This is a genomic window from Paenibacillus sp. FSL M8-0334, assembly GCF_038000405.1.
Taxonomy (GTDB): domain Bacteria; phylum Bacillota; class Bacilli; order Paenibacillales; family Paenibacillaceae; genus Paenibacillus_AQ; species Paenibacillus_AQ campinasensis.
The window spans coordinates 686670-712747 of the sequence record NZ_JBBOCH010000002.1 but is presented as its reverse complement, the minus strand read 5'-3'; the positions used below and the strand labels follow the sequence as shown (position 1 = coordinate 712747).

Annotated in this window: 24 protein-coding genes and 1 pseudogene; 7 read left to right on the top strand and 18 right to left on the bottom strand. The window is 50.8% G+C overall.

The features are described from left to right. Positions 1 to 52: 52 nt before the first annotated feature. Both MKX64_RS17390 and MKX64_RS17385 read left to right on the top strand, forming a co-directional pair. Complete coding sequence (locus tag MKX64_RS17390) at positions 53 to 1231, top strand: oxalate decarboxylase family bicupin (RefSeq protein ID WP_341036783.1); 1179 nt, start codon at positions 53 to 55, stop codon at positions 1229 to 1231. Positions 1232 to 1609: 378 nt separating this feature from the next. Next, positions 1610 to 1978: a DUF423 domain-containing protein gene (locus tag MKX64_RS17385; protein WP_095397923.1), complete on the top strand. Its 369-nt coding sequence runs from the start codon at positions 1610 to 1612 to the stop codon at positions 1976 to 1978. A gap of 181 nt (positions 1979 to 2159) precedes the next feature. On the opposite strand, the gene MKX64_RS17380 is transcribed toward MKX64_RS17385, so the two are convergent. The 10 genes from MKX64_RS17380 to MKX64_RS17335 form a co-directional block, all read right to left on the bottom strand. Further along, on the bottom strand, positions 2160 to 2621 hold the full coding sequence (locus MKX64_RS17380; protein ID WP_155617721.1) for a small multi-drug export protein: 462 nt from the start codon (positions 2619 to 2621) through the stop codon (positions 2160 to 2162). Continuing rightward, positions 2622 to 3077, bottom strand: coding sequence for a hypothetical protein (locus MKX64_RS17375; protein ID WP_095263871.1), 456 nt, complete (start codon positions 3075 to 3077; stop codon positions 2622 to 2624). Then, on the bottom strand, positions 3078 to 3281 hold the full coding sequence (locus MKX64_RS17370; protein WP_095263870.1) for a helix-turn-helix transcriptional regulator: 204 nt from the start codon (positions 3279 to 3281) through the stop codon (positions 3078 to 3080). A gap of 205 nt (positions 3282 to 3486) precedes the next feature. Then, positions 3487 to 4407, bottom strand: a complete 921-nt coding sequence (locus MKX64_RS17365) for an NAD(P)/FAD-dependent oxidoreductase (protein ID WP_095397920.1) — start codon at positions 4405 to 4407, stop codon at positions 3487 to 3489. Between the two features lie 53 nt (positions 4408 to 4460). After that, positions 4461 to 4943: an RrF2 family transcriptional regulator gene (locus tag MKX64_RS17360; RefSeq protein ID WP_095397919.1), complete on the bottom strand. Its 483-nt coding sequence runs from the start codon at positions 4941 to 4943 to the stop codon at positions 4461 to 4463. A gap of 380 nt (positions 4944 to 5323) precedes the next feature. Next, entirely contained in the window at positions 5324 to 6781 is a 1458-nt protein-coding gene (locus tag MKX64_RS17355; RefSeq protein WP_095397918.1) for an ABC transporter substrate-binding protein, read from the bottom strand. Between the two features lie 72 nt (positions 6782 to 6853). After that, positions 6854 to 7750 (bottom strand): carbohydrate ABC transporter permease, encoded by an 897-nt coding sequence (locus MKX64_RS17350; protein ID WP_095397917.1) that lies wholly within the window; start codon positions 7748 to 7750, stop codon positions 6854 to 6856. Next, positions 7751 to 8668 carry an ABC transporter permease gene (locus MKX64_RS17345; protein ID WP_095397916.1) on the bottom strand — a complete coding sequence of 306 codons (918 nt, stop codon included), beginning with the start codon at positions 8666 to 8668 and terminating at the stop codon, positions 7751 to 7753. A gap of 37 nt (positions 8669 to 8705) precedes the next feature. Further along, positions 8706 to 9965 (bottom strand): Gfo/Idh/MocA family protein, encoded by a 1260-nt coding sequence (locus MKX64_RS17340; protein WP_095263864.1) that lies wholly within the window; start codon positions 9963 to 9965, stop codon positions 8706 to 8708. A 1-nt stretch (position 9966) separates the two neighbouring features. Next, positions 9967 to 11277, bottom strand: a complete 1311-nt coding sequence (locus tag MKX64_RS17335; RefSeq protein ID WP_341036779.1) for an acyltransferase domain-containing protein — start codon at positions 11275 to 11277, stop codon at positions 9967 to 9969. Positions 11278 to 11626: 349 nt separating this feature from the next. Between MKX64_RS17335 and MKX64_RS17330 the strand changes: the two genes are divergently transcribed. Then, on the top strand, positions 11627 to 12649 hold the full coding sequence (locus MKX64_RS17330; RefSeq protein WP_095263862.1) for a LacI family DNA-binding transcriptional regulator: 1023 nt from the start codon (positions 11627 to 11629) through the stop codon (positions 12647 to 12649). Between the two features lie 143 nt (positions 12650 to 12792). After that, on the top strand, positions 12793 to 14778 hold the full coding sequence (locus MKX64_RS17325; protein WP_095397915.1) for a DUF4832 domain-containing protein: 1986 nt from the start codon (positions 12793 to 12795) through the stop codon (positions 14776 to 14778). 139 nt (positions 14779 to 14917) lie between these two features. Here MKX64_RS17325 and MKX64_RS17320 read toward each other — a convergent pair whose 3' ends face one another. The 8 genes and pseudogenes from MKX64_RS17320 to MKX64_RS17290 form a co-directional block, all read right to left on the bottom strand. Next, positions 14918 to 16009 carry a serine hydrolase domain-containing protein gene (locus MKX64_RS17320; protein WP_330163946.1) on the bottom strand — a complete coding sequence of 364 codons (1092 nt, stop codon included), beginning with the start codon at positions 16007 to 16009 and terminating at the stop codon, positions 14918 to 14920. Between the two features lie 82 nt (positions 16010 to 16091). After that, entirely contained in the window at positions 16092 to 16673 is a 582-nt protein-coding gene (locus tag MKX64_RS17315; RefSeq protein WP_095263859.1) for a TetR/AcrR family transcriptional regulator, read from the bottom strand. Between the two features lie 262 nt (positions 16674 to 16935). Continuing rightward, the gene (locus MKX64_RS24325; protein ID WP_430093477.1) at positions 16936 to 17127 is read right to left on the bottom strand and encodes an S-layer homology domain-containing protein; all 192 of its coding nucleotides are present in this window, start codon (positions 17125 to 17127) and stop codon (positions 16936 to 16938) included. A 13-nt stretch (positions 17128 to 17140) separates the two neighbouring features. After that, positions 17141 to 20143 (bottom strand): endo-beta-N-acetylglucosaminidase, encoded by a 3003-nt coding sequence (locus MKX64_RS17310; RefSeq protein ID WP_341036775.1) that lies wholly within the window; start codon positions 20141 to 20143, stop codon positions 17141 to 17143. A 368-nt stretch (positions 20144 to 20511) separates the two neighbouring features. Next, entirely contained in the window at positions 20512 to 21204 is a 693-nt protein-coding gene (locus MKX64_RS17305; RefSeq protein ID WP_341036772.1) for a 4'-phosphopantetheinyl transferase family protein, read from the bottom strand. Positions 21205 to 21520: 316 nt separating this feature from the next. After that, positions 21521 to 21673: pseudogene (locus MKX64_RS17300) on the bottom strand (diaminobutyrate--2-oxoglutarate transaminase); the annotation flags it as partial. Further along, positions 21670 to 22389: a thioesterase II family protein gene (locus MKX64_RS17295; protein WP_095263856.1), complete on the bottom strand. Its 720-nt coding sequence runs from the start codon at positions 22387 to 22389 to the stop codon at positions 21670 to 21672. The pseudogene MKX64_RS17300 and the gene MKX64_RS17295, both read right to left, overlap by 4 nt. Beyond that, entirely contained in the window at positions 22386 to 22820 is a 435-nt protein-coding gene (locus MKX64_RS17290) for a hypothetical protein (protein ID WP_095263855.1), read from the bottom strand. The genes MKX64_RS17295 and MKX64_RS17290 overlap by 4 nt, the downstream gene beginning before the upstream one ends. 266 nt (positions 22821 to 23086) lie before the next feature. Here MKX64_RS17290 and MKX64_RS17285 point away from each other — a divergent pair, with 266 nt between their 5' ends. The 3 genes from MKX64_RS17285 to MKX64_RS17275 all read left to right on the top strand — a co-directional run bounded on the left by MKX64_RS17285 (position 23087) and on the right by MKX64_RS17275 (position 26078). Continuing rightward, positions 23087 to 23785 carry a response regulator transcription factor gene (locus tag MKX64_RS17285; RefSeq protein WP_341036768.1) on the top strand — a complete coding sequence of 233 codons (699 nt, stop codon included), beginning with the start codon at positions 23087 to 23089 and terminating at the stop codon, positions 23783 to 23785. Positions 23786 to 23805: 20 nt separating this feature from the next. Further along, entirely contained in the window at positions 23806 to 25230 is a 1425-nt protein-coding gene (locus MKX64_RS17280; protein ID WP_095397909.1) for a HAMP domain-containing sensor histidine kinase, read from the top strand. 89 nt (positions 25231 to 25319) lie between these two features. After that, positions 25320 to 26078, top strand: a complete 759-nt coding sequence (locus tag MKX64_RS17275) for an ABC transporter ATP-binding protein (RefSeq protein ID WP_095397908.1) — start codon at positions 25320 to 25322, stop codon at positions 26076 to 26078.

The window sequence follows — 26078 nt, the reverse complement described above, 5'->3', positions numbered from 1 at the left end:
CTCATATCTATACATTATAGTTGAAGTGCAGTTCGAAAGGAGATCATCGTACATGAAGGATGGAATGCCTGATAACGGCAAGAAGTGGGTTGTCCCCCAACCGATTCGCAAGGACGGGGCCGGCGCTCCCGACCTCGGGCCGCGTGATGTGCTTCGTGATCTGCAGAACCCGGATATGCTTGTCCCTCCCACAACCGACGCCGGACTCCTTCCTAACCTCCGCATGTCCTTCTCGGACACGCATATGCAGTTAAACCACGGCGGATGGTCGCGAGAGATTACGGTTCGAGATTTGCCGATTGCAACGACGCTCGCCGGCGTGAATATGAGCCTGACGCCTGGGGGAGTCCGCGAACTGCACTGGCATCAGCAGGCGGAGTGGGCCTATATGATATGGGGCACCGCCCGGGTGACGGCTGTGGACCAGAACGGGCGCAATTTCATCGCCGATGTAGGACCGGGCGACCTGTGGTTCTTTCCGAAGGGGATTCCGCACTCGATTCAGGGGCTGGAGCATGGGTGCGAATTTCTGCTCGTCTTTGACGACGGCTCCTTCTCAGACTTGAACACCTTGTCCATCTCGGACTGGTTCGCGCATACCCCAGCCGAGGTGCTGGCCGCCAATTTTGGCGTTCCTGAATCAGCCTTTGCCTCCAGACCGTCCAAGCAAGTCTATATATTTCAGGACACGGTCCCGGGTCCGATCGGCAGTCAGGCTGTCCCCTCTCCCTATGGAACGGTACCGCGCTCCTTCACGTACCGCCTGCACGCGCAGGAACCGATTGTGACGCCAGGCGGAAGCGTCCGGATCGTAGACTCCACCAACTTCCCGGCATCCACCACCGTCGCGGCGGCGCTCGTGGAGATCCACCCAGGCGCGATGCGGGAGCTGCACTGGCATCCGAACGCGGATGAATGGCAGTACTACCTGACCGGGCAAGGGCGGATGACGGTGTTCGGCGGAAACGGCATCGCCCGCACCTTCGATGTCCGCGCAGGCGATGTGGGCTATGTGCCTGTTGCCATGGGCCATTATGTACAGAACACCGGAGACGAGACGCTCTGGTTCCTCGAAATTTTTCGCAGTGACCGCTTTGAAGATATCTCGCTGAATCAGTGGATGGCACTGACACCTAAACAGCTTGTTCAGGATAACCTTTGCGCGCCGCCGGAACTGATGAACGCCCTCCGCAAGGAGAAATGGCCTGTCGTGAAATATCCCGGTCTCTGATCGAGCAGGGATCTTGAATTGAAAAGGAAAATAATGTTTATCATTCTTCTCACTCAGGTTCATACATTTCACAGCCTGCCCGACTCGGGACAGGCGTGCTGTATTTCGTTGAGCTGTAAGAAAGGTAACTTTCTTGCAGCTCTTTTTGTTTTGTTAGTCAGAGCGAACGCTAGGGGCGAAATAGCGCAGCCATCGGCGGAACTTGAGAACTTTGGCGGACCGGCCGCAATTGACGGATTCGGTTCATTATACAAATACACGGTTGCCGGAGCTTTATCCATCTATTGACAGGTGCATCTAGCCCGCCTGCAGCTTGTTAAACTTCATGAATTGTCCGGATTCATGCATTGGAGTAATATAGTAGCGAGGTGATTGATGATGAACACATTGCTCGCCCTCGGCGGCATCATGATGTTTCTTGCTGTGGCGCTCGGCGCATTCGGTGCGCATGCGCTGAAAAACAAATTGACCGGTGACAAGTCGAAAACGTATCAGACGGGCATCCAGTATCACCTGGCTCACAGTCTCGGCCTGCTGCTGCTCGGCGTGCTTTCGGCCCAGCTCGGCAACGGTTCGCTGATCGTGACCGCAGGCTGGTTGCTGTTTGCCGGCATCCTCCTGTTCTCCGGAAGCTTGTATGCACTCAGCTTGACCGGCATCCGTAAGCTGGGCGCGATTACGCCGCTTGGCGGCCTCTGTTTTCTCGCGGGCTGGCTCCTGGTGATTATTGAAGCGTTTCGGGGATAGGCATCCTGCCGGCCGGAAGGAAGCCGGATTTCTAGCTTTGCTTTCATCCTGCACAGAACAAACAATCCCCCTCACTCCACACATACGAAGGAGAAGGGGGATTGCTCTATCATCTGCGGCGGCTAGCAAGCGTACTTTTGTATCTTCATGCTGAGCAGCACACCCGTTTTCGGTTAAGCCATTACCGTATCGATTGGATCAAATCGATGCCGAACACCGACAGAAGCGTAATGATCACCGTCCAAATCACCAGGCTGACTGTCATCCACAGCAAGGTCACATGTTTTTTGGCCCCGAATACAAGGCCGATAAAAACAGCGATATGCGAACCGATCAACAGCGGGCCCAGCAAAGAAAGACCCGGAAGTCCATATTTGTTCCAGATGTTGATCGCGCGGGTTTGACGCTTCGATTTCTGCTCCTGGCCGTTCTTCCTGCGGCTGCGCCACTGCTGGAATTTATCAAAGAAAATCACGAGCAAGTAAACGGTGGACAGATTTCCGAGAAACGCCATCAGCGCTACGAAAAAAGGGTTGAGACCTGCCACAATGCTTATCGGGATTACCGCGGCAATTTCAATCCACGGCACCGATCCCATCAGAAATACGAGAATATACTGCCAAACTTCCATCAACACATTCATTTACGTTTCATCCTCCCCTATGTTTGCCTTCCGGATGACCGACCAATACATACAGTACTGCGAAACCGCGAGCGCTCCGATCAATAGAACGGGAAGCGAGCGGTGCTCCGGAAACAGAAATAATACCAGCAGAATGAGCGGCAAGGCGACGTAGAACATAATATATACCTTCCGGCAAGCCATATACGTCAGCCATCGCATCCCCTCATCCTCTTCCCGAAATTCAACGGGATAGAAAAGATGCCATTTCACCTTCTGCTTCGGATGCCTGCGGTTATGAATCAGCACAGCAACCAGCCAGCTAAGGATGAATATGAAGCAAACGGCCAATGCAGCGTAAGACAACGTATACAACCAGGTCGGCAGACGCTGTGCCTCGATTTTGATTATCATAAACAACGTTATTATCACCATCGACAGCACCGACCAGAACGGGGACCGCAGCAGCTTATTCATTTACTCTTCCTCCTCCAGCCAGAAGACTTCTTCTACTGTGCATTCAAATTCCTTGGTAATCTTCAGCGCAAGAGTGACCGATGGTGCAAATTCACCCTTCTCAATAAAAGCGATCGTCTGACGCGTAACGCCGACCCTCTTGGCGAGTTCCCCTTGGGTAAACTGAAAACGGGCTCTCAGCTCGCGAACTCGATTTTTGAGCATAGAAACATCTCCTACTCGATCGTCTCTGACCCATTGTATATTATCCTTAACATAATGTAAATTTTAATTAACATTTTGTTTGGCATACTTAACCCGAAATGAGAATGGGAATGAGTATGATCTAAACAACAAGAGGCCGGTCCGTCAGGACCAGCCTCTGCTGATAAGGAGCTTCGAACGCTTGAATGGTGGCAAAATCACCTCGTCAGCGCCTCTTCCAAGCCGCCAGATTCATCTCATTGTTCATCGCTGCAGCAGCAAATGCGCCCATAGCAGCCGCAGCAATAAGCTGATAATACTGCGAAGCGGCATCACCGGCGCTGTACACGCCCGGAATGCTCGTTTTGCCGAATGGGTCCACCGCTACACTGCCCGTTTCCGTCAGTTCACAGCCCAGAGATCTCGGCAAATCCGATCCGATCCGAAGAGTCGGCTTGAAGAAAATCCCTTCACACGGCACCGCCGTCCCGTCTGTCAGAACGACCTGCCTCACCATGCCCTCGGCCGAGTCAATCGATTGAATCGGGGTGTCATACAGCGGGATGCCGTGCTGGCGCAGCTCCTCGCGCTGCTCCTCTGTCAACCCGTCGGGCCCGTTTGTGCAGATCGTAAAACGATCTGTCCAGCCCGAGATCAGCGGCGCGAAATGCATCAGCTCCGCTCCGCTGTTCAGAATGACCAACGGCTTATCGCGAAGTTCCCAGCCATCGCAATAAGGGCATACAAACGCGCTTTTTCCATAAACCTCGGCCAGTCCCGGAACATCCAGCGGCTGATCCTTCATTCCAACGGCAAACAGCAGCTTCTGGCTATGATAAGATCGGCCCTGGGCGGTTTCGATCTGAAAATGCCCATCAGACCCCGAAGCCGACACTGCCTCATCCTCCACGATCGTGATGGATGGATAGTTAAGGAGATCCGCTCTGGCCTGTTTGCGAAATTCAGCCGGGCTGATTCCGTCGCGGGTCAGAAATCCGTGAGATTCACGTGTCACCGCGTTGCGGGGACGCCCTTCATCGATGACGACCACCTTTTTCCTCGCCCGCCCCAGCACCAGGGCTGCGTTCAGCCCGGCCGGTCCTCCGCCGATGATAACGACATCTGTTGTTTCCATTTTCGAATTCATAACATCCTCCTATATAGATCTATAATATCTATAATTAAAATACAAGAAGCGTATCACTTCTTGCTTGTGAAACCATGCTGCCGGTTTAACGCCTGATCCACCACAGCCTGAATCGTATGCTGCCGCAAATATTGATGCAGCTGTTCCTCGGCGCCGTCCATCACCTTTTTCACCAGACACTCGCTGCCGCGATGCTTAGGAAGGTGCCCTTCCGCCATCTCCTCGCTCAGCAGCTGATGCTGCTGGGAATGAAGATTGGAGCACTCGAACAGCTGCTCCCGGCCTTCGATCACCTGGATGACCTCCAGAAACGTAATCTCATCCGCCGGACGCGCAAGCTCGTAGCCGCCATTTACACCGGGAACCGCGCGGACAATGCCATCCTGTCTCAGCTTGGACATGATTTTGGACAGGTAACTTACCGAAACGCCAAGCGTGTGAGCAAGCTCCTTAATCCCAATATGCCCGTCCTTCTCTGAAAGCGTCAGATGAATCAAGGCATGCAGCGCATAATCCGTGCTTTTGGAAAACTGCAACCCATTCCCTCCTTCCGAAGCTTACATTGTAGATACTTGATATCCATAATAGACAATTCAGTCTCCATATGCAACCCTTTGCCGAAAAAAATACACGCACACCGGTCAAGTGTACGTGTACCCTCTAACTCCAAACGAACTCAGCTAAAGCCACAGATCCATCGATAAACTTCACATATTGCAGCATTCGTCTCATCATCACTGCGCTTGGGGCACAGCTGGCCGGCTCCTCGGGGAACACGTCGTCTCATTCATGCCCTCTGGCATTCCTGGGAGACTATAGTTCCCCCTGCGATTGTCTGGCCCACATCATCGAACGCGACATGGTCAGGCCGCAGTATGACTATCTCTTCTCAGGCCGGATACGCGATGCTCGTCCCTTATTTTCCAGCCAGGAACTCGTCCAGCTGACGCTGGATCTCAGCCACGTACTCATCAATTCCCGCCGCCTTAAGCTTCTCAATCGCCACCGGATAGGCCGTTTCATAATCGACAAAGCCGGAGCGGATCGCAGCCAGGTCTTTCCCTGCTACTTCCTTCAGAGCCGTCTCGATCATTTTCACATTCTCGTTGTTGAAACGGAAGCCTAAAGAGGCCGAGCGCAGCGCCTGATCATCCCAGCTGTTATATTGATCAATCAATGCTTGCGGCACATCGGGACCAAACAATTGATAATTCTGATTCCTGAACATCCACTCATAGAAAAATTCAGTAGGCGTCAGCTTGTGAATCCGGCCGTCCACAATCTCGTAATCTTTGCCTTCTACGCCATAGAGCGCGAACAGGTAGTTATCCTGTGACTTGTAAATCCAATTGATCAACTTCATGGCGCCTTCCGGATTCGGGGCGTTAACCGGTATGCCCAGAACTTCCCCGCCTGCGGCCGTTATATAGCGCGGCTTCTCCTCTGCCAGCAGATAAGTCTTAATGTCCGCACCCGGCGCGTTAGCTCTGACACCATCGATAATTTCCATCTCCTTGCCCAAGGATCCTTCTACCCATAAGTAAAGCCCGGTCTGCATTCGAGAATCCCTTTCATTATATTTAATGGTCAGATCCTCGGTATAGATTCCCGCTTCATACATGCTGCGGTTGAACTTGGCTACCTCCTGGAAAGCCTCTGTTTCATAATAGCTGTACGCTTTTTTGCTGTCTTCCCCGAATACCACCAGATCCTCAGCAGCAATCCAGTTGTATTGTTCATCGGCATAATACCGTGTCAACGGTTTAAAGATAATGTCGGCAGGCCCTTTCATCTCAGGAAACTGCGCTTTCGCCCTTGCCGCAAACTCCTTCAGATCTTCCGGCGTCTTTACATCCGTCATCCCCACGGCTTCAAGAATGTCTTGGCGAACGGCGACCAGCTGGTACATCGCAGAGGACGGCGCATAAGCGGATGGGATGCCATATATTTTACCGTCAATCGTTGCCCCCTGAAGCTGCTCCATCGGAAGCACATTAAGCATATCCTGACCATGCTCCTCAATTAACGCATCAAGCGCCATCGCTTGCCTCTTGTTCACAATCGTGGACAAGTCCGGCAGGCCGTCCCAATACAGATCAACCGGCTCATTGGCGGCTAACATAATGTCCTTCTGCTCCCAGTATTGAGCCCAAGGCACGAATACAACCTCCACCTTCAGACCAAGGTCTGCGGCCATCTTCTCGGCAAATTCGTTCTGCAGGAACTCATTCATCCGGTCGCTTCGCTCCCCCGGGTACAGAATCGTAACCGTTTCCAGCTCGGCCGCTCCTTCCTTGCTCCCGCTGCATCCCGCCATGATGGAGACGGATACCATCAACAGCGCCAATAATACCAACCATTTCCTTGTTTTCATGAAAGACCCTCCCTCATAAAAATGCTTATTCTTATGTTAAAAGCCGTGATCGGCCAGTAACCAAGCGGACAACTACTCCTTGACCGCGCCGGCCATAATCCCATGCACGAAGTATTTTTGAATGTAAGGGTACAGGAAGATGATCGGTCCGATCGTTATTACCGTAATCGCCATCTTCACGGTTTCCGCAGGCAGCGTGATGTTGCCCGAGGCCCCTGACGGAATGCGCCCGGAGCTGATTGCATTGACATTGGATAGAATATTGTAGAGGTAATATTGCAGCGGATATAAATCTTGGTCCTGAATGAAGATCAGCGCATGCCACCAGTCATTCCAGTATTGCAGCGCATACATCAATCCGACCGTTAGCAGCGCGGTTTTGCTTAATGGAAGGGCGATCGTCATGTAAATCCTGAAATAATTGGCCCCGTCCATCTCGGCCGCTTCATAGAGCGAGGTCGAGATGCTCCCGAAATACGTGCGCATCAGAAACATGCTCCACACATTAAAAATCGAAGGAAGAATCAGAGCAAGAATGCTGTCTTTCAATCCGTAATAGTTAACGCTGACCATGTACCACGGGATCAGTCCGGCCGAGAATATGATGGTGAAATTGCAGATAAACGCGAGCACGTTGCGGTACTTCAACTTTTTGATCGATAGGGAAAAGGCAATCAGGCTCGTGATCAGCAAAGCGCCTATCGTGCCTACAGCGGTTACGAAGATAGTGACGCCGTAGGATTTCAGTATTTTCATCCCGCTGTTTACAAAAATATATTTATACGTATCCAGGGTCGGGCTCAGAGGGACAATCGAATACCCGTTTCTTGCAATCGCCTGCTCCGAGGAGAAGGATACACTTAGAGTCAGCACCAGCGGATATAGACAAGCAAGGGCAAATAAGCCGATAAAACCATAAGCAACAACATGGACCAGTTTATCGCCGAGCAACCCGTTCTTTCCCATCATCTAAAATAGACCCTCTCCGTCATTTATTTTCTTGGCCGCCTTGTTAGCTGCCGTGATCAGAATCAATCCCATCAAAGACTGGAACAGCCCGATTGCCGTCGAATAGGAGAAACCGAGCGTGCGCATCGATTGATAGACATAGGTGTCGATAACGGTTACCTCTTCCGCCAGAACCGGATTGTTGCCAACAATGCCGTAAACCATCCCGAAGTCGCCGTAGAAGATCCTACCGACGCTAAGCAAACTGAGCACGATGATGGTCGGCTTCAGCATCGGTACGGTCAAATGCAGGATCCGCTGCAGCTTGCTTGCGCCATCGACCTTTGCCGCCTCATATAAACTCCCGTCAAAATTGGACATCGCCGCCAAATAGATAATGGAACTGTATCCGCTCCATTTCCAGACGCTCGACAGAATAATAATCCATTTCCAATACTTCGGCTCCGAGTACCACCGGATCGGCTCAAGCCCGAAGAAGTTCAGGATATTGTTGGCAATTCCCACATCGGTGGAGAAGATGCCGTACAGAATCGCCCCAACGACGACCCACGAGATGAAATACGGAAAGAACATCATGCTCTGGGCCAGCTTTTTATAGGTTTTGTGCCGGATTTCATGGATCAGGACAGCGATGCTGACCGGGACAATGATCCCTAATATGAGTCCAAAAAAGTTAATATACAGCGTGTTATAAGTCACCTTCCAGCCCATGCTGTGCTTTGAGAAAAAGTACTGGAAATTGTCCAGACCGACAAACTTGCTGCCGAAGATCCCGTCAACAACATTAAAATCGGTGAATGCCATCCATACACCGGCAAAAGGAATGTAAGAGAACATCATCAGTACGATCAGAGCCGGCACGCACATCAGATACAGAATTCTATGTTTTTTGATTTCATATAAAAATCCCTTGCTCATTCCATCACGACCTTTGCTTTGCATTGTGATTTAACGATTAGGCTGTGGCATTATGCTTTAGTCTCTCCCTGAGCTCGTCCATATCAATGATGGTCCCGGTCATTCTCGCCTCTTCCGCCGCATAAGCCATCATATGGCTTTCGACGGACCTGTCGATCGAGGATCGGCTGTTGAAATCAGGATTCTGTAAATTGTTCAGAAAATCATTCATCAGCCCCGTATCTCCACCGTTATGCCCGCCGCTCATCACGGCCGGCCGAATGACCGTTTGCTTGCCGGCCTCCACCATGTTGGAGTTGAACCGGGTAACCTCGATCACATTCAAGCTGTCATCTCCCCGGATCTCCCCGTGTTCGCACATAATTTTAAGGGTTCGGTACATTTTGTTCGTAAATCCGCTTAAATTGAAGGTGGCCGTGACCCCGTTCTTGAACTCGATCAACGTGACCTGATGATCACACACATCATTGTCGAGCTTATACACGCAGCGTCCGTAAGGCCCGGTCTCTAGCGCCTTAAGCAGCCCTTCTTCCGATTGATCCGCCGCAACCGCGGCTGCCGGCCATTGTCCTCGCACCGGCAGATAAGCCTTTCTGGCATCAAACCTGCAATCTGCGGCGACCTTGCAGTCCAGGCAGCGTTCGGCGCTGCCGGCCGGAGCATTCTCCTCCTTAAAGTAGGCAAGACCGCCGTAGGATGAGATACGTTTGGCTCCGCTGTCCACCAGCCAGGATAGAATATCCATATCGTGACATGACTTCTGCATGATGATCGGGCTGGCCAGATCGCTTCTTCTCCAATTTCCTCTGACGAAAGAGTGCGCCATATGGAAATTGCCAATATTTTCGTTATGCTGGATGGTGATGACTTTACCGAGTTGCTGACTGTCGATGATTTTCTTGATCTCTGCAAAAAAATTCGTATACCTGAGCACATGGCAGACAATCACCTTGCGGCCTTTTTCATCCGCCTTCTCTTGAATCTTGAGGCACTCTTCAGGGCTTGGCGATATGGGCTTCTCCAGCAAAATGTCATAGCCTAGCTCAAGCGCGGCCATCGTCTGCTTATAGTGATCCCGGTCCATGGATGAAATGATAACCGCATCGCATATTTTGCCTAAGGCATAGAACGCTTCAACAGTGACAAATTGTCTCTCCGGCGGGATATGGAACTCATCCGCTGCCGCCTTCCTTCTGATATCGTCCGGCTCTACAACCGCCACAATATCCGCGCTTTGGTACGCATGTCTTGAGTAGATCATGCCTCGCTGTCCTGCCCCGATTAACGCTAGTTTCAAATCAATGACCTCCTGTATGTAAATGACTGTCCACGGTTTTAAGGAACAACTCGATGTCCGCTTCCGTGATGTACGGCATGGCGCCAATCCGTTCGATGTCTTCCTTGAGCACAATCATGCTTAGTGTGTTGAAGCGGGCCCCGCGAACCATGTACGCTGCGGCTGCTTGTTGCAGCGAGGTTGCATATTCGCCGGGATTGCGATCCGGATCTGCCGTCCGGTCTCCGAAGAGTTCGTAGCGCAGCATGCCGTCGCCTTCAAATGTGGGATAATTGTACAGCTGGCGTTGAACCAGAACGATGTTGCTATGTTTGCTGTCCAGAAAGAGCGACAGGCGGGTATCATACAGCCAGCTTGCGCTCCAGAACCCTGTGATCGGCAGCTCGGGGAAATACTTGCCATAAAATTCGATGGCCTGCCGCATGGAGTTCCTCAGCCGCTCCGGCGTATATCCGGGCCCGGAGGGGATGTGAAGGGCAAGCAGCGTATCGCCTTGCCGTAGCGCCGACGCCCATTCCTTCTTGAAGATCGTTGTCGTATCTCGTTCGACGAACCCCATCGGGTTGATTCGGTTGGCCATGATAAACTCGGCGTTCTCGTGCCATTCCGTTATGAAGCTGCCCTTCTGGTCAAACACATCATTAATTCCGTTCCTTTGCCCGTCGCTTCGGAACTCTTCTCCCGCATGCCTGAGCGCAATGACTTCTCCTGTTTCCTTATGGCGAAACATCGTAAACGGATCTCCGAATCGGTAGGGAATGAAGTAGAATCGGTCAAACAGAAAGATTGAGCAGGTATAGAAATTCATAACCCATGGAAAATCATGAACCGAAGGATCACCGTGAAGCGCCATTTTGTCCAACTGCGGTTGTAGAAACGTATGCGGAATCGCTGCATAATGCTCTTCGGGGATGGACCGCTGCCGCAGCCGATTCATGGAAGGAACCACACAGGCGAGGAGCAGCAGAAATGAATACAAAGCTCCATGCCGCTGCATACATCCCGGCTTCATATTCGTATAGTGCGTTTCATCACAGCGCTCGCGGGCAGAACATAAATCCTTCACCAAAAATTTAGTGAAATGCAGCAAAACCGGATCCTGTTCAATCTCCTCGATCCCCTCCACAATCCGTTGCCGGGTCTCCCCGGGAACCTGATAGCGATCAAAGGTTTCAGACAGAAATGCCTGTGAAATGAGATCGACGCCGCTGTCATCAGGTGCATAGCTGTCATACTTCGCCTCCAGCCCTTCAGGCAGGTTATCAAACTTGCAGTGGGACACACATTGATGAAAATTCCACTGGCTTGCCATTGCATTTCTCACCTCGCCCAATGTTTTTGTTACATCCTTTGTTTCGTTAATTATTGCGTAAACAATATTTTTGTTTAGTGACTTCATGTTATCCCACTCCCCCTTGTTCTGGCAATAGAAAAATTAAAACAATGTAAAATTAATCGTGACAACCAGTGTCAAAAGCATGTTATAGTTGATTTAGTTTGTAAATACTGGTAAACTATATTACGCAACAATATAACGAAACAAAAGCGAAACATCGACGAAACAATAGCGAAAGTGGGATCTATCATTGTTAATGATGAATCATTCCTATACACTCTAAAATGGGTTCATTAGTAGCTGAGAAAAGGAGAATGTGCGATTGATGAGTACGATTCGGGATGTTGCCAAGTTAGCGAATGTATCCACTGCGACTGTATCCAGAGTGTTGAACAATGATACCAAATATAAAATCACGGAAGAAACCAAGGAGAGAGTCTGGCAGGCTGTTACGCAGCTTAACTATAAGATCAGCTCCAAGCCAAAGCGGAAAGCTTCCGCCAAGGAACCGGCCGAGGCCAAATCACAGATCAAAATCGGCTGCGTGTTAAGCGTCACCAAAGACAAATATAACGATCCTTATTTCATGTCGATTCTTTCCGGTGTGGAGGAGCGGCTGCTTAGCAGAGGGTACAGCATCGCTTTTATTCGAACGGGGATCGAACTGAATGATCACCAGATTCTCTCCAGCACGTTCAATGAGCCGATCACCGGTCTGATCCTTATGGAATCCTTGAACCGCGAGACCTATGAGTACATACGCAAGCAGGTTCCATATATCGTGGGGATTGATACTGAACGCGGGGATATCGATAATGTCGGCTATGATCATTACAATGTGGCTTCCGTTGCGGTAAACCACCTCATTGAGAAGGGCCATACCCAGATCGGGTATATAGGGGGGAGTGGATTGACCGGCAATCTGAAGGACAGCCGCCGCTACCGGGGGTATTATGCCAGCATGCATGCAGCCGGATTGTCCGTGAATCCCGATTGGGTGATCGATTGCATGTGGGATGAAGCGGTCTGCACCGAGAACATCAATCGGTTGTGCACATCCGGCAATGTCCCGACTGCTTTTTTTGCCGGAAGTGATTTAATGGCCATGGCCGCTCTGAACGCGCTATACAGCAGCGGCATTTCCGTTCCGAATGACGTGGCGGTTATCGGGCTCTCCAATATCGAAGTATCCAAGTATTCCAATCCGCCGCTATCTACGATTGATGTTCCTACCAAAGAAATTGGCATGGTTGCTGTCGATAATCTGTTAGACCGGATCAACGGAAACCAATTGCTGCCGAAGAAGGTAATATTGCCGACACGCCTGGTCGTGCGCAGTTCCACTTAGCAGGCATAACTCCAGGACAACCGACGGCATATCGAAGCCTGGTAACCCGAAGAAGCACCTGATCCGGTGCTCCTTTTAATGAAAGGAGGTGAACATTCGGATTCATTCTGCTGTACATCATCTTTCTATTGAGGAGGTTTGACATGATCGCACAGAGGAAATCTATGAAAATGTCGCTGTTGGTTGTCATGATACTGGCACTTCTGTTCCCGTTCTTCCCTTCGTCTCTATTGACGTCCACCGCAGCGGCGGCCCCGATCATCGTAGACGGAAACCCGGCGGATTGGGAGGAGGTGCCAGCCATTGCGGTCAACTCCGGAAATGCAAGGGGATTAAAGGCAACGCATGATGACACGAATCTGTATTTACTTGTCGAAGGGAGCAACCTGAGCACGGTGATGGGCAGCTTCTGGCTGAACACGGACAGGGATGCTTCGACCGGATATCAAGCATTCGGATGGGGAGCAACCGGCATCGAATGGCTTCTGGAGAACAACTCCCTGTACCGCTATGCCGGCAATGGAAGCAGCTGGGAGTGGACGCTGGAATTATCCCTCCCCTCTTCCGCTATCGCTCGTACTTCATCCGTGATTGAGGCAGCCATTCCACTGTCTACGCTTGGGCTGACCGCTGGCAGCAGCGTGAGCATAGGGTACCTGGACAACAATTCGGATATTCATCGCTTGCCGGCCCAGAGCCAGCCGCTGCCATCCTATACCCTAAATGAAGGGGGGACAGGAGCTCCAATGATTGAATTCTACCCGACCGAGCTCGACGATCCGCTTAACAATCCGTATAAGGGCTGGGCACCATCCGCCAAATTCAGGAACTATCCTCAGGATCACCGTCTCGTTTATGCCGGTGTCACCTGGAAAGAGCTTGAACCCGTGAAGGGCCAATATGATTTTAATGCCATCGAGGCGGCCAATAATTTCGACTATTGGCACAGCCAGGGAGTTAAAGTCGTCCTGCGCTTTATTATGGACAGCCCTTCCGGAGTGCCGCACCAGGATATTCCCGACTGGCTCTATAATGATATGATCCGTCTAGGACAATCACCGGGCACGGCCTATCACGATGAGACCGGAGGAATGGGAGCCGGCAACAATATGGGATTCTCCCCGAACTACAGCTCTGACTATTTGATTGCAAGGCACAAGCTTGCGATTGAGGCGATTGCGGAGCATTATAACCGACCTGACAGCCCGATCGCGTTTGTCCAGATCGGTTCGCTCGGTCATTGGGCGGAATTCCACACATGGCCGTACGTCGGACCGAATGGTGAGCGCAATTATACAGGCGTATTTCCGCCGAACGAAATTTCCAATCAGTACATCCAGCATTACATTGATGCTTTTGCCGACCAGGAGTCACATACGCAGGTGTTGATCAGAAGAAGTGTGGAGCTGGCCAAGAACAACAACAAAGGGTTGATTCTCGGCATGTTCAATGATGTGTTCGGAGATCAGCCGAGCTTCGACTCGGAATGGGGATGGTATACGGGCACCCAGAACGGTTACTGGGATGATATCGGCCAGCGGCAGCCGGATCATGCGAACTTCTGGGACATCCGCATTTCCGCAGGCGAATTTTACGGCGGCGCCTATGGGATGAACGCTGCGCTTACCTCGGGCAGCGGCTTTAGCGAGACCCTTCGCCAGACCGAGCTGAGCAAGCCGAGCTGGCTGGGGCCGAATTCTCCGGCTTCCCTGGCGCTCGGAAATCCGCTGCAGGACAACATTGATCAGCTCAAGAAGCGGATGGGCTACCACTTTGTGCTGAACAAGGCCTCATATCCGCAGCAGAGTAACGGAAGCTCACTGGACGTATCGGTCGTTGTAGAGAATAAGGGCGTACAGCACTTCCCGTTCAACTGGCCTGTCGAAATTCAGCTGCGCAGCGGCAACGCCATTGTGGCCCGCCAGACCGTATCAGCCGATTTAACGACTTGGAGAACCGGACTGCATACGATCACCGGCTCCCTCTCAACCGCTGCGCTGCCAAGCGGCACTTATGATTTGGCCATCGCCATTATTGATCCGACAACGAATCAGCCCGGTGTTGATTTCGCCAATACGAACCGGCTTTCAGATGGCACTTACAAGCTGGGTACATGGACCAAGCCATAATTAACAACAATCAAGAAATATACCGATACTTATGCGTTCAACGAGCGGCATTCGGGCGGGGGAACATCCTCCCCCGCTTCGGCCCGCTGGTATTGCTGGCTCCGAAGCCGTCCCGAAAGCCTCCCGTGAATGGCCAAATTCATTTCGAGATATTCCCCAGCTTGCGCAGCACGTTAAAGAATAGGTAATTCATCGCCTTCGTGCGGTACGTCGTCTGATTGAAGGTACCAGCAAGATAAACGTCCATAGCTGGCACGTACAGCATAAAAGCCCCACTGGCGCCGAGGCCCCCCCACACCGTGTATTTGGACGTGAACGGAAGGAAGCGCAGCTGCATGAGGCCGTAGCCGTACCGAAGCCCCATCTGAAGCGGTCGCCATGTCTGCATCACGCGCAGGCTTTCCTTTCTCACCAATTGACCTTTAACGAGCGCTTTCATGAAAATCAGTAAATCCGCTAAGGTGCACACGGTTTGGCCACCGGAATAAAAGCTGCTGAGACTGCGATATTGATCCACCTCGATCTTGATATGGTCCAGGTACAAATGCGCTGTCGGGGCTGCGCTTTGCAATGCAGGGAGAGAGAATTGGGACAGGTAGGAGTGATTCATCTGAAGCGGCCTGAAAATGCGCTCATGCAGCACCTCCTCATAAGAGGACCCGGTGATGGACTCAATGACCATCCCCAGCAGATTGTAGCCCGTGTCGGTATAGTACACTTTTTTGCCGGGTGGAAAATGAGGCCGAAGATGCTCCTTGGACCATTCCACCGTATCCCGGGGCGTCCAGAACCGCTGCGGATCGTCCAGCACCTCCTGTAACATGGAAGGTCGATGCTTCGGCTTTTCCTCGAAAAAATCCGGCAGTCCCGAAGTGTTGCTCAATAAGTGCTTGATCTGAATATCCTGTGAATAGTCTTTGCCTTTGTAAATATGCATGCCTTGAATCAGTTCCGGTGGCAAATACTTCGCAATCGGATCGTCAAACCGGGCTAGCCCGCTCTCGACCAGCTGGGTCAGAATGACCGAAGTGAAGGTTTTGCCTACGCTTGCGGTGTGGAATGGCTGATCGGGCGTGGCCGCCACCCCGTCCGTGCTCCCTGCTGCCATCGGCCAATGAATGTTCAGCCGCTCCGAATGGACCAGCAGATAGACATTATGCAGACTGGGATCCGAGTTCACTTTATTGATGAGCTGCTGCTCCACCTCTTGCTTCAATGCTTCATATGCCACTTTCAAATTCCCCCTTATCATTCCCGGCTCCCGTCCCGCTGTAAGCGGCCTGTCTTACGCCGGATTACGCTTATCAGTCTTCTCAGTTGCTTCCCTTGCTTTTGCGCCATCGTGCAGCCAGCACGACATCCTCAGCGGCATCGTCAAGAAGCGCCTTCAAATGATCCAGATCCATCTCGGCCGGCAGCTGCCCATTCACAGCCATGATCGACAGACCCGCCTGGAACACCCTCATTTTGAACAAAATCAGCCGCAGCTCCTCTTCGTCAAACTCTGCAAGGTCCGGATCCTGCTTCATATGGCTGACCAGCGCATCGCCCATATCCTGATCATAATTTTGCATATAATCGTTGGGCTTCATGGCCAAATCCCTGAACAATATCGGATATTCCTTGGCAAACTGGAGGCTTGCCGCCCCGATATCACCGAACGGGCTGCCCGTATCCTGCTCTAGCACCATCTGTTTCCCGAGCTCATGCACTCTCTGCACCACGGCACGCTTCAGCTCCTCCACATCCTCAAAATTGACATAGATCGGCGCAATCGAGCTTCCCATCTGCTCGGCCACCTTTCGGATCGTTATGCTGTCCATCCCTTCCGTTTTGGCAATATGGAATGCCGTTTCTACAATTTGCTCTGCGGTAAATTTTTTCTTTGGCGGCATGACTGACACTCCTGTCACAATCATTATATATCACATGTTATATATCTTATGATATTTTATTTTTGGTATGTTGTAAACCCTGGAATTAGACTTTAAAGAGCTGACTTTGGCGTGAGCATCATATTCACGTCCAAACGAAGGTTGCCGGTCATTTTATGCAGAAGCTTGTTCCCTATGGCATAAGGACCGCTGTGTTCATTCCTACAGAGATATGTAACAAGGCGCCGGTGAACATGCTCACCAGCGCCTTGATTCGTATGACTTATTTAGAAGATTCCGCCCGAATATAATTCAATATCATCTGGGCTGTTTCCGCGCGGCTGGCTGGTTCGGCCGGTGCAAAATGATTGCCCCGTCCTTGAACCAATCCGATTGCCGCCGCCTCCCTCACATTGAGCAGTGCCCAAGGCGCAACGCTTGCTTCATCGGCAAAAACACTCGCAGACGGCTCGATCGGCTGATGAACCTCAGGTCTTCCATTTCGCTGTTAACGTAACATCTTCCTTGACCGTGTCTGAAGCAAAATCCCACTTTACTCCATTGGCAGTATACCAACCGTCAAACACATAACCGGCTCTGCTGACCGCCGCTGGTTCGGTAATTGGGGCATGAAAAGCAGCTTCCATATTCGGAACAGCAGGCACCCCGCCGTTGGTATCAAACGTTACGATATAACGCGCTTTGCCTTTCAGATACACCGGTTCCGATCTGTTGCCTGCATAGTCCTCCATGACCACATATACGTTCTGGGCAGTCGAAGTGAATTTCAAGCTGGCCTTGGTCGTTCTCCCGCGAATGATGTGGTCTTTATTGCCCACATTATAAGTTGTCGGGAATTCTCTAAGCTTCCCATCCTCGTAGACATACATATACCGCCAATCCCTTGTGTTCGGCATCGGCAAATTCAGCGTATTGCCATCCCAGGACCAATCCTCGGCATATGGCTCAGCCACCTTGTCAATGAAATTGCCGCTGACCGATACAGGCGTTATATTCGCGGCGGATAACGTCACGATATAGTCGTCACCGTTTATCGGCATGCCTTGGAACATAACAGAGGTCTCCCCTGCCGGTACCGTTATGCGCTCAGATACTGGGGCAGGTGTCGTAATCCAGTTCCGGGATTTCACGCTGACCGTCATATTTCCTGCTGTATTCTGCGGGTTCGTCCAGCTTACCAGGAAGTCGCCGTTCTCGCGGGAATCGACGATGATATCCGATGGAGATTCGGTTAAATCGAAGCGAACTGTCGCAGCCTCACCTTCCCGTCCGTCCGCGCCGACGGCGGCAACCTTAACGACGCCTGAACGTGCTGGCAAGTTTTTGATATAAAAGATGTCATCATACTTCCCGCCCACATATACATCATTCACATAGATGTTGTACTGCTTGACCTTGGAATAATCCGGATCCATGTTCCATGTGATGACCATTTCCCCGCTATCCGTATAGGCTTCAGCGATCGTCAGTCCCGTCGGCGCTGCCTGCTGGGCGATTGAACCGTCATAAATCCGCAGCTGACCGATGTTCATCTGATAATCGGCTACGCTTCCCGCACCCGGATCAAACACAAGCCCGAGGGTGGCAATCGATTTTCCGGCATAGGGACTTAAATCAAGTTCAGTGGTAACCCATCCATTGGTTTTCCTACCGCTGTCCGGAACAGGAATGTGAATCACCGTGCTCGGATCGTCCTTCATGATCAAACCGATGCTCATCGTGGAAGCATCATCACCCGCGGTTTTGTTATATGTAACCGACAGCTTGGAATCCGCTCCCACGCTCAAATCCGTCTTATACAGTCTCAAGAGATTTTCAGCATCTAATTGGCCGCTTACGACCAGAGAGCTTCCGCCTTCATAAGCCCCGATTTGCTCATAGTCGAACCGGGATGTATCCGCAATGTTATATTCCGGCCCATAATCAAAGTCGACCTGCAGCTTGTCTCCTGCCGTCTCCTGCCACCACTGCCAAGTGACTGGAATGTCCTGGAGGCTCATGTTGGACCATTCCTCCGTATTCGAGACCGCACCGTTAACATAATAGGACAGACCATGTCCTGTATTAAAATTTGTGTAAAAATGCGTATCGCCAATGACTGAGCGTTCAGCAATCACAGATGCCATCCCCGGCCAATAGCGGTTATCCGCATGCACGTCGGAGGCTGTATTGCTGGTTGATACCGCCGTGTGGGTCGGATCGATATTCGGTCCGGACCACCATAATTGCTCACGAACCTTCGTCATCCATTGGTAATCATTCTCCGCCCGGCGATTTACGGGCCATGGCTGCCCCATATCCTCGTCGAGCCCCGCATGTACAAAATCAGCTCCCAGCGTCGAGATACTCAGTCTTGGCAGACCATTGCTATCCAGCTTGTTTCTCAAAGCCGAGCCTTGAACGCTCTTGAACCGGTCCCTTCCGGCTTCAAGTCCGGCGTAGCCCACATCATAAATGTTGAAGCGCTCTCCGTACGTTTGATTAAGCGTGCTGAGATAATTCTCGGCTGCATTGATTTGGTTATTTCCCATTCCGTAATCAAAGAAAAAGGACTGCGAAACCTGCTCCCCCGTATCTTTGTCATACAAAAATGAAATGTTGTTATCATTAAATGTTCGCGCAAACATGTTTTGACCCGTGGAGGTATTCAGCGAATCATACCACTGTACATATAGCCCTCCCTTTTGCAGCGCTTTCATAAATCCAATGTAATCGGGGATATCCTCAATCGCTACGTTCGGATTTTGCTCCTCCTGGTTAACAAAATACCCGTCATAGCCAAAATAATGTGCCATCTCAATTAACTTCTCTGCTACCGGGTAATTACCGGCCTCATCCTTAACGATCATTTGTTTATAGGTCTGCTGACCGCGATCATTATTGGAGAAGAAGATGCCTGCGAGAGAAAGAACGCCGTTCTTGTGCGCCGCATCGGTATAGGTGGGGTTCGGAATGTTCAGCATGCCGAATTCAAACCATTTTTGCTGCCAATCCCGCTGTGCCAGGTCGTCATAGTACTCCGGAGGCGTATACGCGGTTGCAGTTCCATGCCAGTAAGAGTAAAAATCGATATATTGCCAGAAATTAAAATGATATTGCGCAAATTTATTCGTATATGGCGCGTTCTCTATGAATGCGTTACCATAATCGCCCGCAACATTCATCATCTTTACATCAGGACTCAGGTTTGGATTGGCCTGCGTAGCCGCAAAAGGATCGATCCGCTTCTGCAGCGGTACTCGTGATCTGAGCAGCTCCGCATCGGGATCGGTTTCCGGGCTCCAGTTCATAACATGGCTGCTGGTGTATCCGTGCACGCTAGGCTGGTTGGTTCCATGGGCGCTTGCCCCCTGAAAAGGCCACGTATCGCCCGCTTCCGCAATCAGCGGAAAAGTCGATAGCAACATCGCGGTTGCCAGTACGACTGACGTGATTTTTTGAAATCCTTTTTTCTTCCCTCGATCATTCATTAACTGTTCCCTCCTGCAATCATGATCATCTGCCGTCTCTCATCAACGACAGGCTTCTTTCCACTCCCTTCCATATGGGTTTATAACCCAATTTATATGATGAAAGCCTTTTCAAGTAGAGGTCAAATTAAAGATATACTAGACAAATTAAAGAGCTTTCCCGTTGAAGTTCACAAATTTATACCTTGTGAATGCCACATATATTCATAGGAATACATAATTATGGTTTTCTTATAAATTATGGTTAATATTGATGGAGACAGTTCAGCTATGTTGTTTATATGCCCACAAAAAATCTGCCTCAAGAATCGGATACCCAATTCCGAGGCAGATAATTTCACTTGCTTATTATACGGTCATTCTTTCGTCTACAGACGAAGAAATCCATCGAGCAGCTCTTGTTCGTTCACAGCAACCGGATCTATCGCTGCTTCTTCCATCGCACATACCGCCATCACATAATTAGGCGGCAGGCGGGTGGCCGTCAAATGGTATGGCTCTGCGGCAGGAGTCTCCAGAGTGAAGCGGTCATCACCGTTCTCATGCCGAAATGAGAAGGAGTCCAGCGGGATGGACAAGCCTTGCCCCACCGCTTTAATATAGCTTTCTTTCAACGTCCACAATTGATAAAACTGCTCCAGCCGCTGGGCCTCATCCGCCTCCATCAGCCTGTTGTACTCGGCGGTCGTAAAGAAATTTTTGGCGATATCCAGTTCGATCGGTTTGATCTGCTCAATATCAATGCCAACCGGCTGTTGATCAACCGCACACACCACCCACTCGCCCGAATGAGAGAGATTATAATGAAAATGGGGGCTGGATACGAGATAAGGCTTGTTATAAGAGTTCTCACCAAAAACAATATCTTCATTCCGCACCCCCAGCTGATCCATTGCCAGCCTCCTAACCAGCAGCTCTGCCGTAATGGAACGCCTTGCATCCATATAATTTCTGAATTTCTCAACCCGGCTTTGCCTTTCTGCTGACAAATGACGAACCACCTGATCGGTGAGAGACCGGCCAATGCGCGGGTCCAACTGAACCATGTACACCTCTGGCATTATAAGTCCTCCTGAAACATTCCTTCCAAAAAGCGGTCCAAATGCGCCCTCAACGCTTCTTCCTCCCCTTTCGGACAGAACGAGCTGAATTGCAGCCGGTTACCAGACACATACACGTTCGTGGACTTGCCCTCATATGCAGCCCCTTTCCCCTCCTGATTCCCGGACACGTTCATTGGCGGTAAATCAGCACTCTGATCTTGACCATACAGGGCCCTCCGTGTACTTATCCTCCTCATGGTAGGAGCCAAATAATTCGCAGGTCCGGCTGATGATGTAATCCTTCTCGGCCCTATCCCCGGCCCGGTCTTGCCGCGCCGTAATTCAGAGCCCCTGCCCCTGCAAAAAAGTCTAGGTAAGCGCGCCCGGATTCGCCGAAAATGACATCGTTCTTTGCTCCGGTAAACACATCGTTAAACCAGCGGCAATACGAACGGACATTGGATTCATGCATTTCAAACGTTATCAACGTCTACCACCCTCTCGTGATTCGATTACGGTTGCTTCCTGGCAAAGCAATTGATTGATCACTTGTACGATGTCGGCTGTTCGCTCATTCACAAAAAAATGCGTTCCGCGGAATGAATAGTAGCCGCACGGCCTCCGGGAATACCGATTCCACTCGAGCTTGTGTTCGCGGCGAATGTCGGTCTCGCTGTTAAACAGGCTGACATCGCAGCTGAAGACAGGCAATTCTCCTTTCCAGCTGTACAGCTCTACAGCACGAAGGTCGTTTCGAAGAAGCCGGAACAAGGTCGCAGCAAAATCATCCTCGTTCACCAGCAGTGACGGGATGCCGCCCATTTCGAGCATTTTCGTTCTGAAGCTGGCTTCGTCCAGCAAGTGATGGTTCTTGTTCTCATACAAATGCGGCGGCTTCATGCCGGACAGAATTAGATGCTGCGGCAACGGCAGCCCCCTCGCTTCAAGCGCCCGGTATACCTCCAGCACCACGTAGGCGCCCATGCTGTGACCGAACAAAGTATAGGGCTCCTGATCCGCTTCGATGTGGCGAAGGCAATGTACCGCCATCTCCTCGATGGTCGAGCACAGCCTGTCTCTTGAGGCATCGCTTCGCCCGGGGAGCTCGATAGGATGAAGCTTGATTCCCTGGGCAAGCAGCGGCTTCCATTTCAGGTAAGTAAACGAGTAGCCGCCAGCATACGGCACGGTGTACAGCCTCATGCGCTTACCTCTGCAAGCTGTGACAGGGATGAGGCCAAGCGATTGCGGTCTGCGGCCGTTTCGTAGTTATAGATTTCGATCGACTTGCTATGCTGTCTCAGAAGCCGGGATAGAATTTGCCCGCTTCCAAGCTCGATAAACGTATGAATGTGTTGTCTCTGAATATAGTCGATGGTGTGATGCCATTTAACGGAGTGTTGTAATTGCAGCAGCAGGTTGTCGATGATGGAAAATGCAGTGTAAGGCCTGATCGAAATATCCTGCAGGCTCCCGTGATGACCTTCCAAGCAAATTCTCGCGATATCAAGCCCGACGGCATCCGAAGCTTCTTCGAAAGTGTGCCTGACCCGTTCGCTTTCCCTATACAGATCTGTCAGCATACCAATTCTCTGAGATGACTGTCCCGGAAAAACAAAAGCTGTTTTCTTCAAGCTCGCTCACCTCTCCACAGAATCACTAGTGCTATTCAACTACAAAACTATGAAACCTAAGACTTTTCAACCATGTTGTTTATACTATTCCATAATATACCATTCGTCAACATACGTATCATTCTCACATTTTATGATTTTATAATCAATCGTTTTGTGTAAAAAGAACGTAAAAATGTTTTATGCTTGAAGTATTTTTATCCCTTTGCCATAATTTAGATATCGTATTTCTCGATAAAAAAAACTTACAGCATGGGAGAATGGTAATGTCTCGACGAAAAAAGATTCTCATCATCGAAGACGAAAAGGATATCTCTCGAATTCTGGCAGATTACCTGATAAAAAATAACTACGAGGCTGCTGTTGCCGGAAACGGTCAGGCTGGGCTTACCATCCTAGACATGCTGGAACCGGACTATATCATCCTGGATATTATGCTCCCGGACATGGACGGCGTCGATCTGTGCCGCAAGATCCGGGAGAAGAACAATGTGCCGATCATGATCCTAAGCGCCAGAGGAAGCGACACGGATAAAGTGCTCGGTTTCGGCTTCGGGGCGGATGACTATATGACCAAGCCCTTTTCCATCACGGAGCTGCTGGCGCGCATCAATGCTTATTTCCGCAGATATGAAAGCGTCAGTACCGTCCATCAGGACCCGGATATTTTGCGTTTCGGGCATCTTGAAATCAACAAAAAAGCGTATATCGCCGCCGTAAACGGAGCTGAAGTGTCGCTGTCTGCCAAGGAATTTGAGCTGCTCTATCATTTAGCCTCCCACAAGAACCAGGTCTTCTCCAAATCCCAACTGCTGGATGCGGTATGGGGATATGACAACTACGGGGATGAGAATACCGTGACCGTGTATATCCGTCGGCTGCGGGAGAAGCTTGAAGCTGACCCGTCCAATCCCGTCTACCTCAAAACCGTATGGGGCGTAGGCTATAAATTCAGTGCAGACTAACCAACAGGAGGCAAGGCGACATGACATTAAAGGGCTGGACGAATAAAACGCTGACCATCGCATGGCTGCTGCTTGCAGCTCTGCTCGGTGGCAGCTTCTATCTGCTTTCCTATGCTCTATCAGACAGCAGGGACGCGGCTCCCCAAAGCGTCATTCATCAAGTGCGCCTGGCCGTCAATCCACTGATGCTCTATTTGGAGCAGCATCATGAACATATCGGGACGCTTGAAGTGCAGACCGAATTAAACCGTCTGGCGACCCAGCGTGAGATCGGGCTGGCTTATGTCGAATTGGACGGGTCTGTATCGTTCAGCTCAAACGCTCTTCCGCCCCTCCCGCAAGATAACATCAACCGTTTTCTGCGCTATGATATGTACTCCGGCCTGCACAACAACGGGCTGTTCCAGATCGCATTTCCTGTCATTGACGAAGGCTCCCTGCGTCAGGTGGGAAATGCCGTGTACTTCCTTCCGGAAGCCCAGGTGTTTCCCGCGCAGTCAGACTATCGGCCCATTGTTGCTTTTGCCGCTATCATGCTCGTGACCCTCTGCCTTATCTTGCTGCTCATCGTGATGAAACGGACCATTCACACCCACTTCATATCGCCAATTCTTGAGCTCAGGCTTCACGTTGAAGCCATCTTGAAGGGCAATTATGAACAACAGCCCAGCTATGCCAGCTTGAATGAAATGGGCGCATTGTATTCGATGTTTGACCAGATGCGAACTGAAATCATGTATTTAAGCATGCAAAGAATCCAGCAGGAAAAAGCACAGAAGGAACTCATCACCAACATTTCACATGAAATCAAAACACCAATTACCACGATCAAGGCCTACATTGACTCCATCCTGGAAGGCGTCTGTTCCGATACGGAAACGATGCTCGAGTATGTCGAAATTATGCGGACGCATACGGATAAAATGGCCAGGCTCGTCGAGGATCTCCTTCTTCAGACCCTGCAGGATCTGGGTCAAATTACCGTCGAACCCCGCGAGCAATACAGCCGGGAGGTTCTCCATAAGATTCTGAAGCCGATTGGCCACTATGTCCGCACGAACGAGCTGACCTACATCGGGCCTCAGGAAATCCCCAATGTATTGATCTATATTGATGCCATTCGGATTGAACAGGTCATATCCAACCTGGTGTCCAACGCGCTGAAACATACCCCGCCGAGCGGCTCGATCCGAATTGATGTTCAGCTTGAAGCCGGCATGCTGAAAGTGATCATCGCCGATACAGGCAGCGGAATTCGTCCGCAGGATATGCCTTTTGTTTTTGAGCGATATTTCCGGGGGAACCCGGGTTCTGCCCCGCAGCGCGGCACCGGCCTAGGACTGTCGATATGCAAAACCATTATCGAGGCACATGGCGGAACGATTTCTTTCACAAGCAAACACGGCGAAGGAACTACCTTCTATTTCACCCTGCCCCTATGTTAATTCCGCCTGTAATACTTTATTAATAACTTAATAAGCCTTCTGCAACATTCTGAAGGTAAAGTGGAGGAAAATAAAATAGGGGTGAGGGTATGGCCAAGACAGCGATTATAACGGCTAAAAATCTCAGTAAAACTTACAACAGCGGCAGCGAACAATATCACGCCATCCGTAATTTGGATCTGGAAATATATGAAGGAGATTTTACTGTCATTATGGGAAATTCCGGCTCCGGGAAGTCCACCCTGCTGTACATGCTCAGCGGGCTGGATAACGTAACGGCCGGCGAGGTTTATTTCCAGAATCAGCGCATCGACAATTTCACCGAGCAGGAGCTGTCTGATTTTCGCTCGAGAAGAATCGGCTACATCTATCAGAGCATCAATCTCGTTCCGGACCTGTCCATTCTGGATAACATTACTTTGCCTGGTTATATCGCCGGACAGAAGAAATCGAATATTAAGAAAAAAGCTGAAAGCCTCATGAAAGCGATGGGAATCGCAGGGCAAGGCAGCCGTCTGCCTGCTCAAACCTCCGGCGGGCAGCAGCAGCGTGCCGCCATTGCGAGAGCCTTGATTAACTCCCCGGATATCGTGTTTGCGGACGAACCGACGGGAAGCCTGAATTTTGAACACGGCCATGCGGTTCTTGACATCCTAACCGACATCAATCGCAACGGTCAATCCGTCGTTATGGTCACTCACGACATGAAAGCCGCTTGCCGGGCAGACCGGCTCATTTATATCCGCGACGGCAAAATTGGCGGCGTCCTGGAGTTTGATAAATACGATGCCCATGATACGCATGATCGGGAAGCGATGATTTTTGCGTTTGTAACAGGGAAGGAGTGA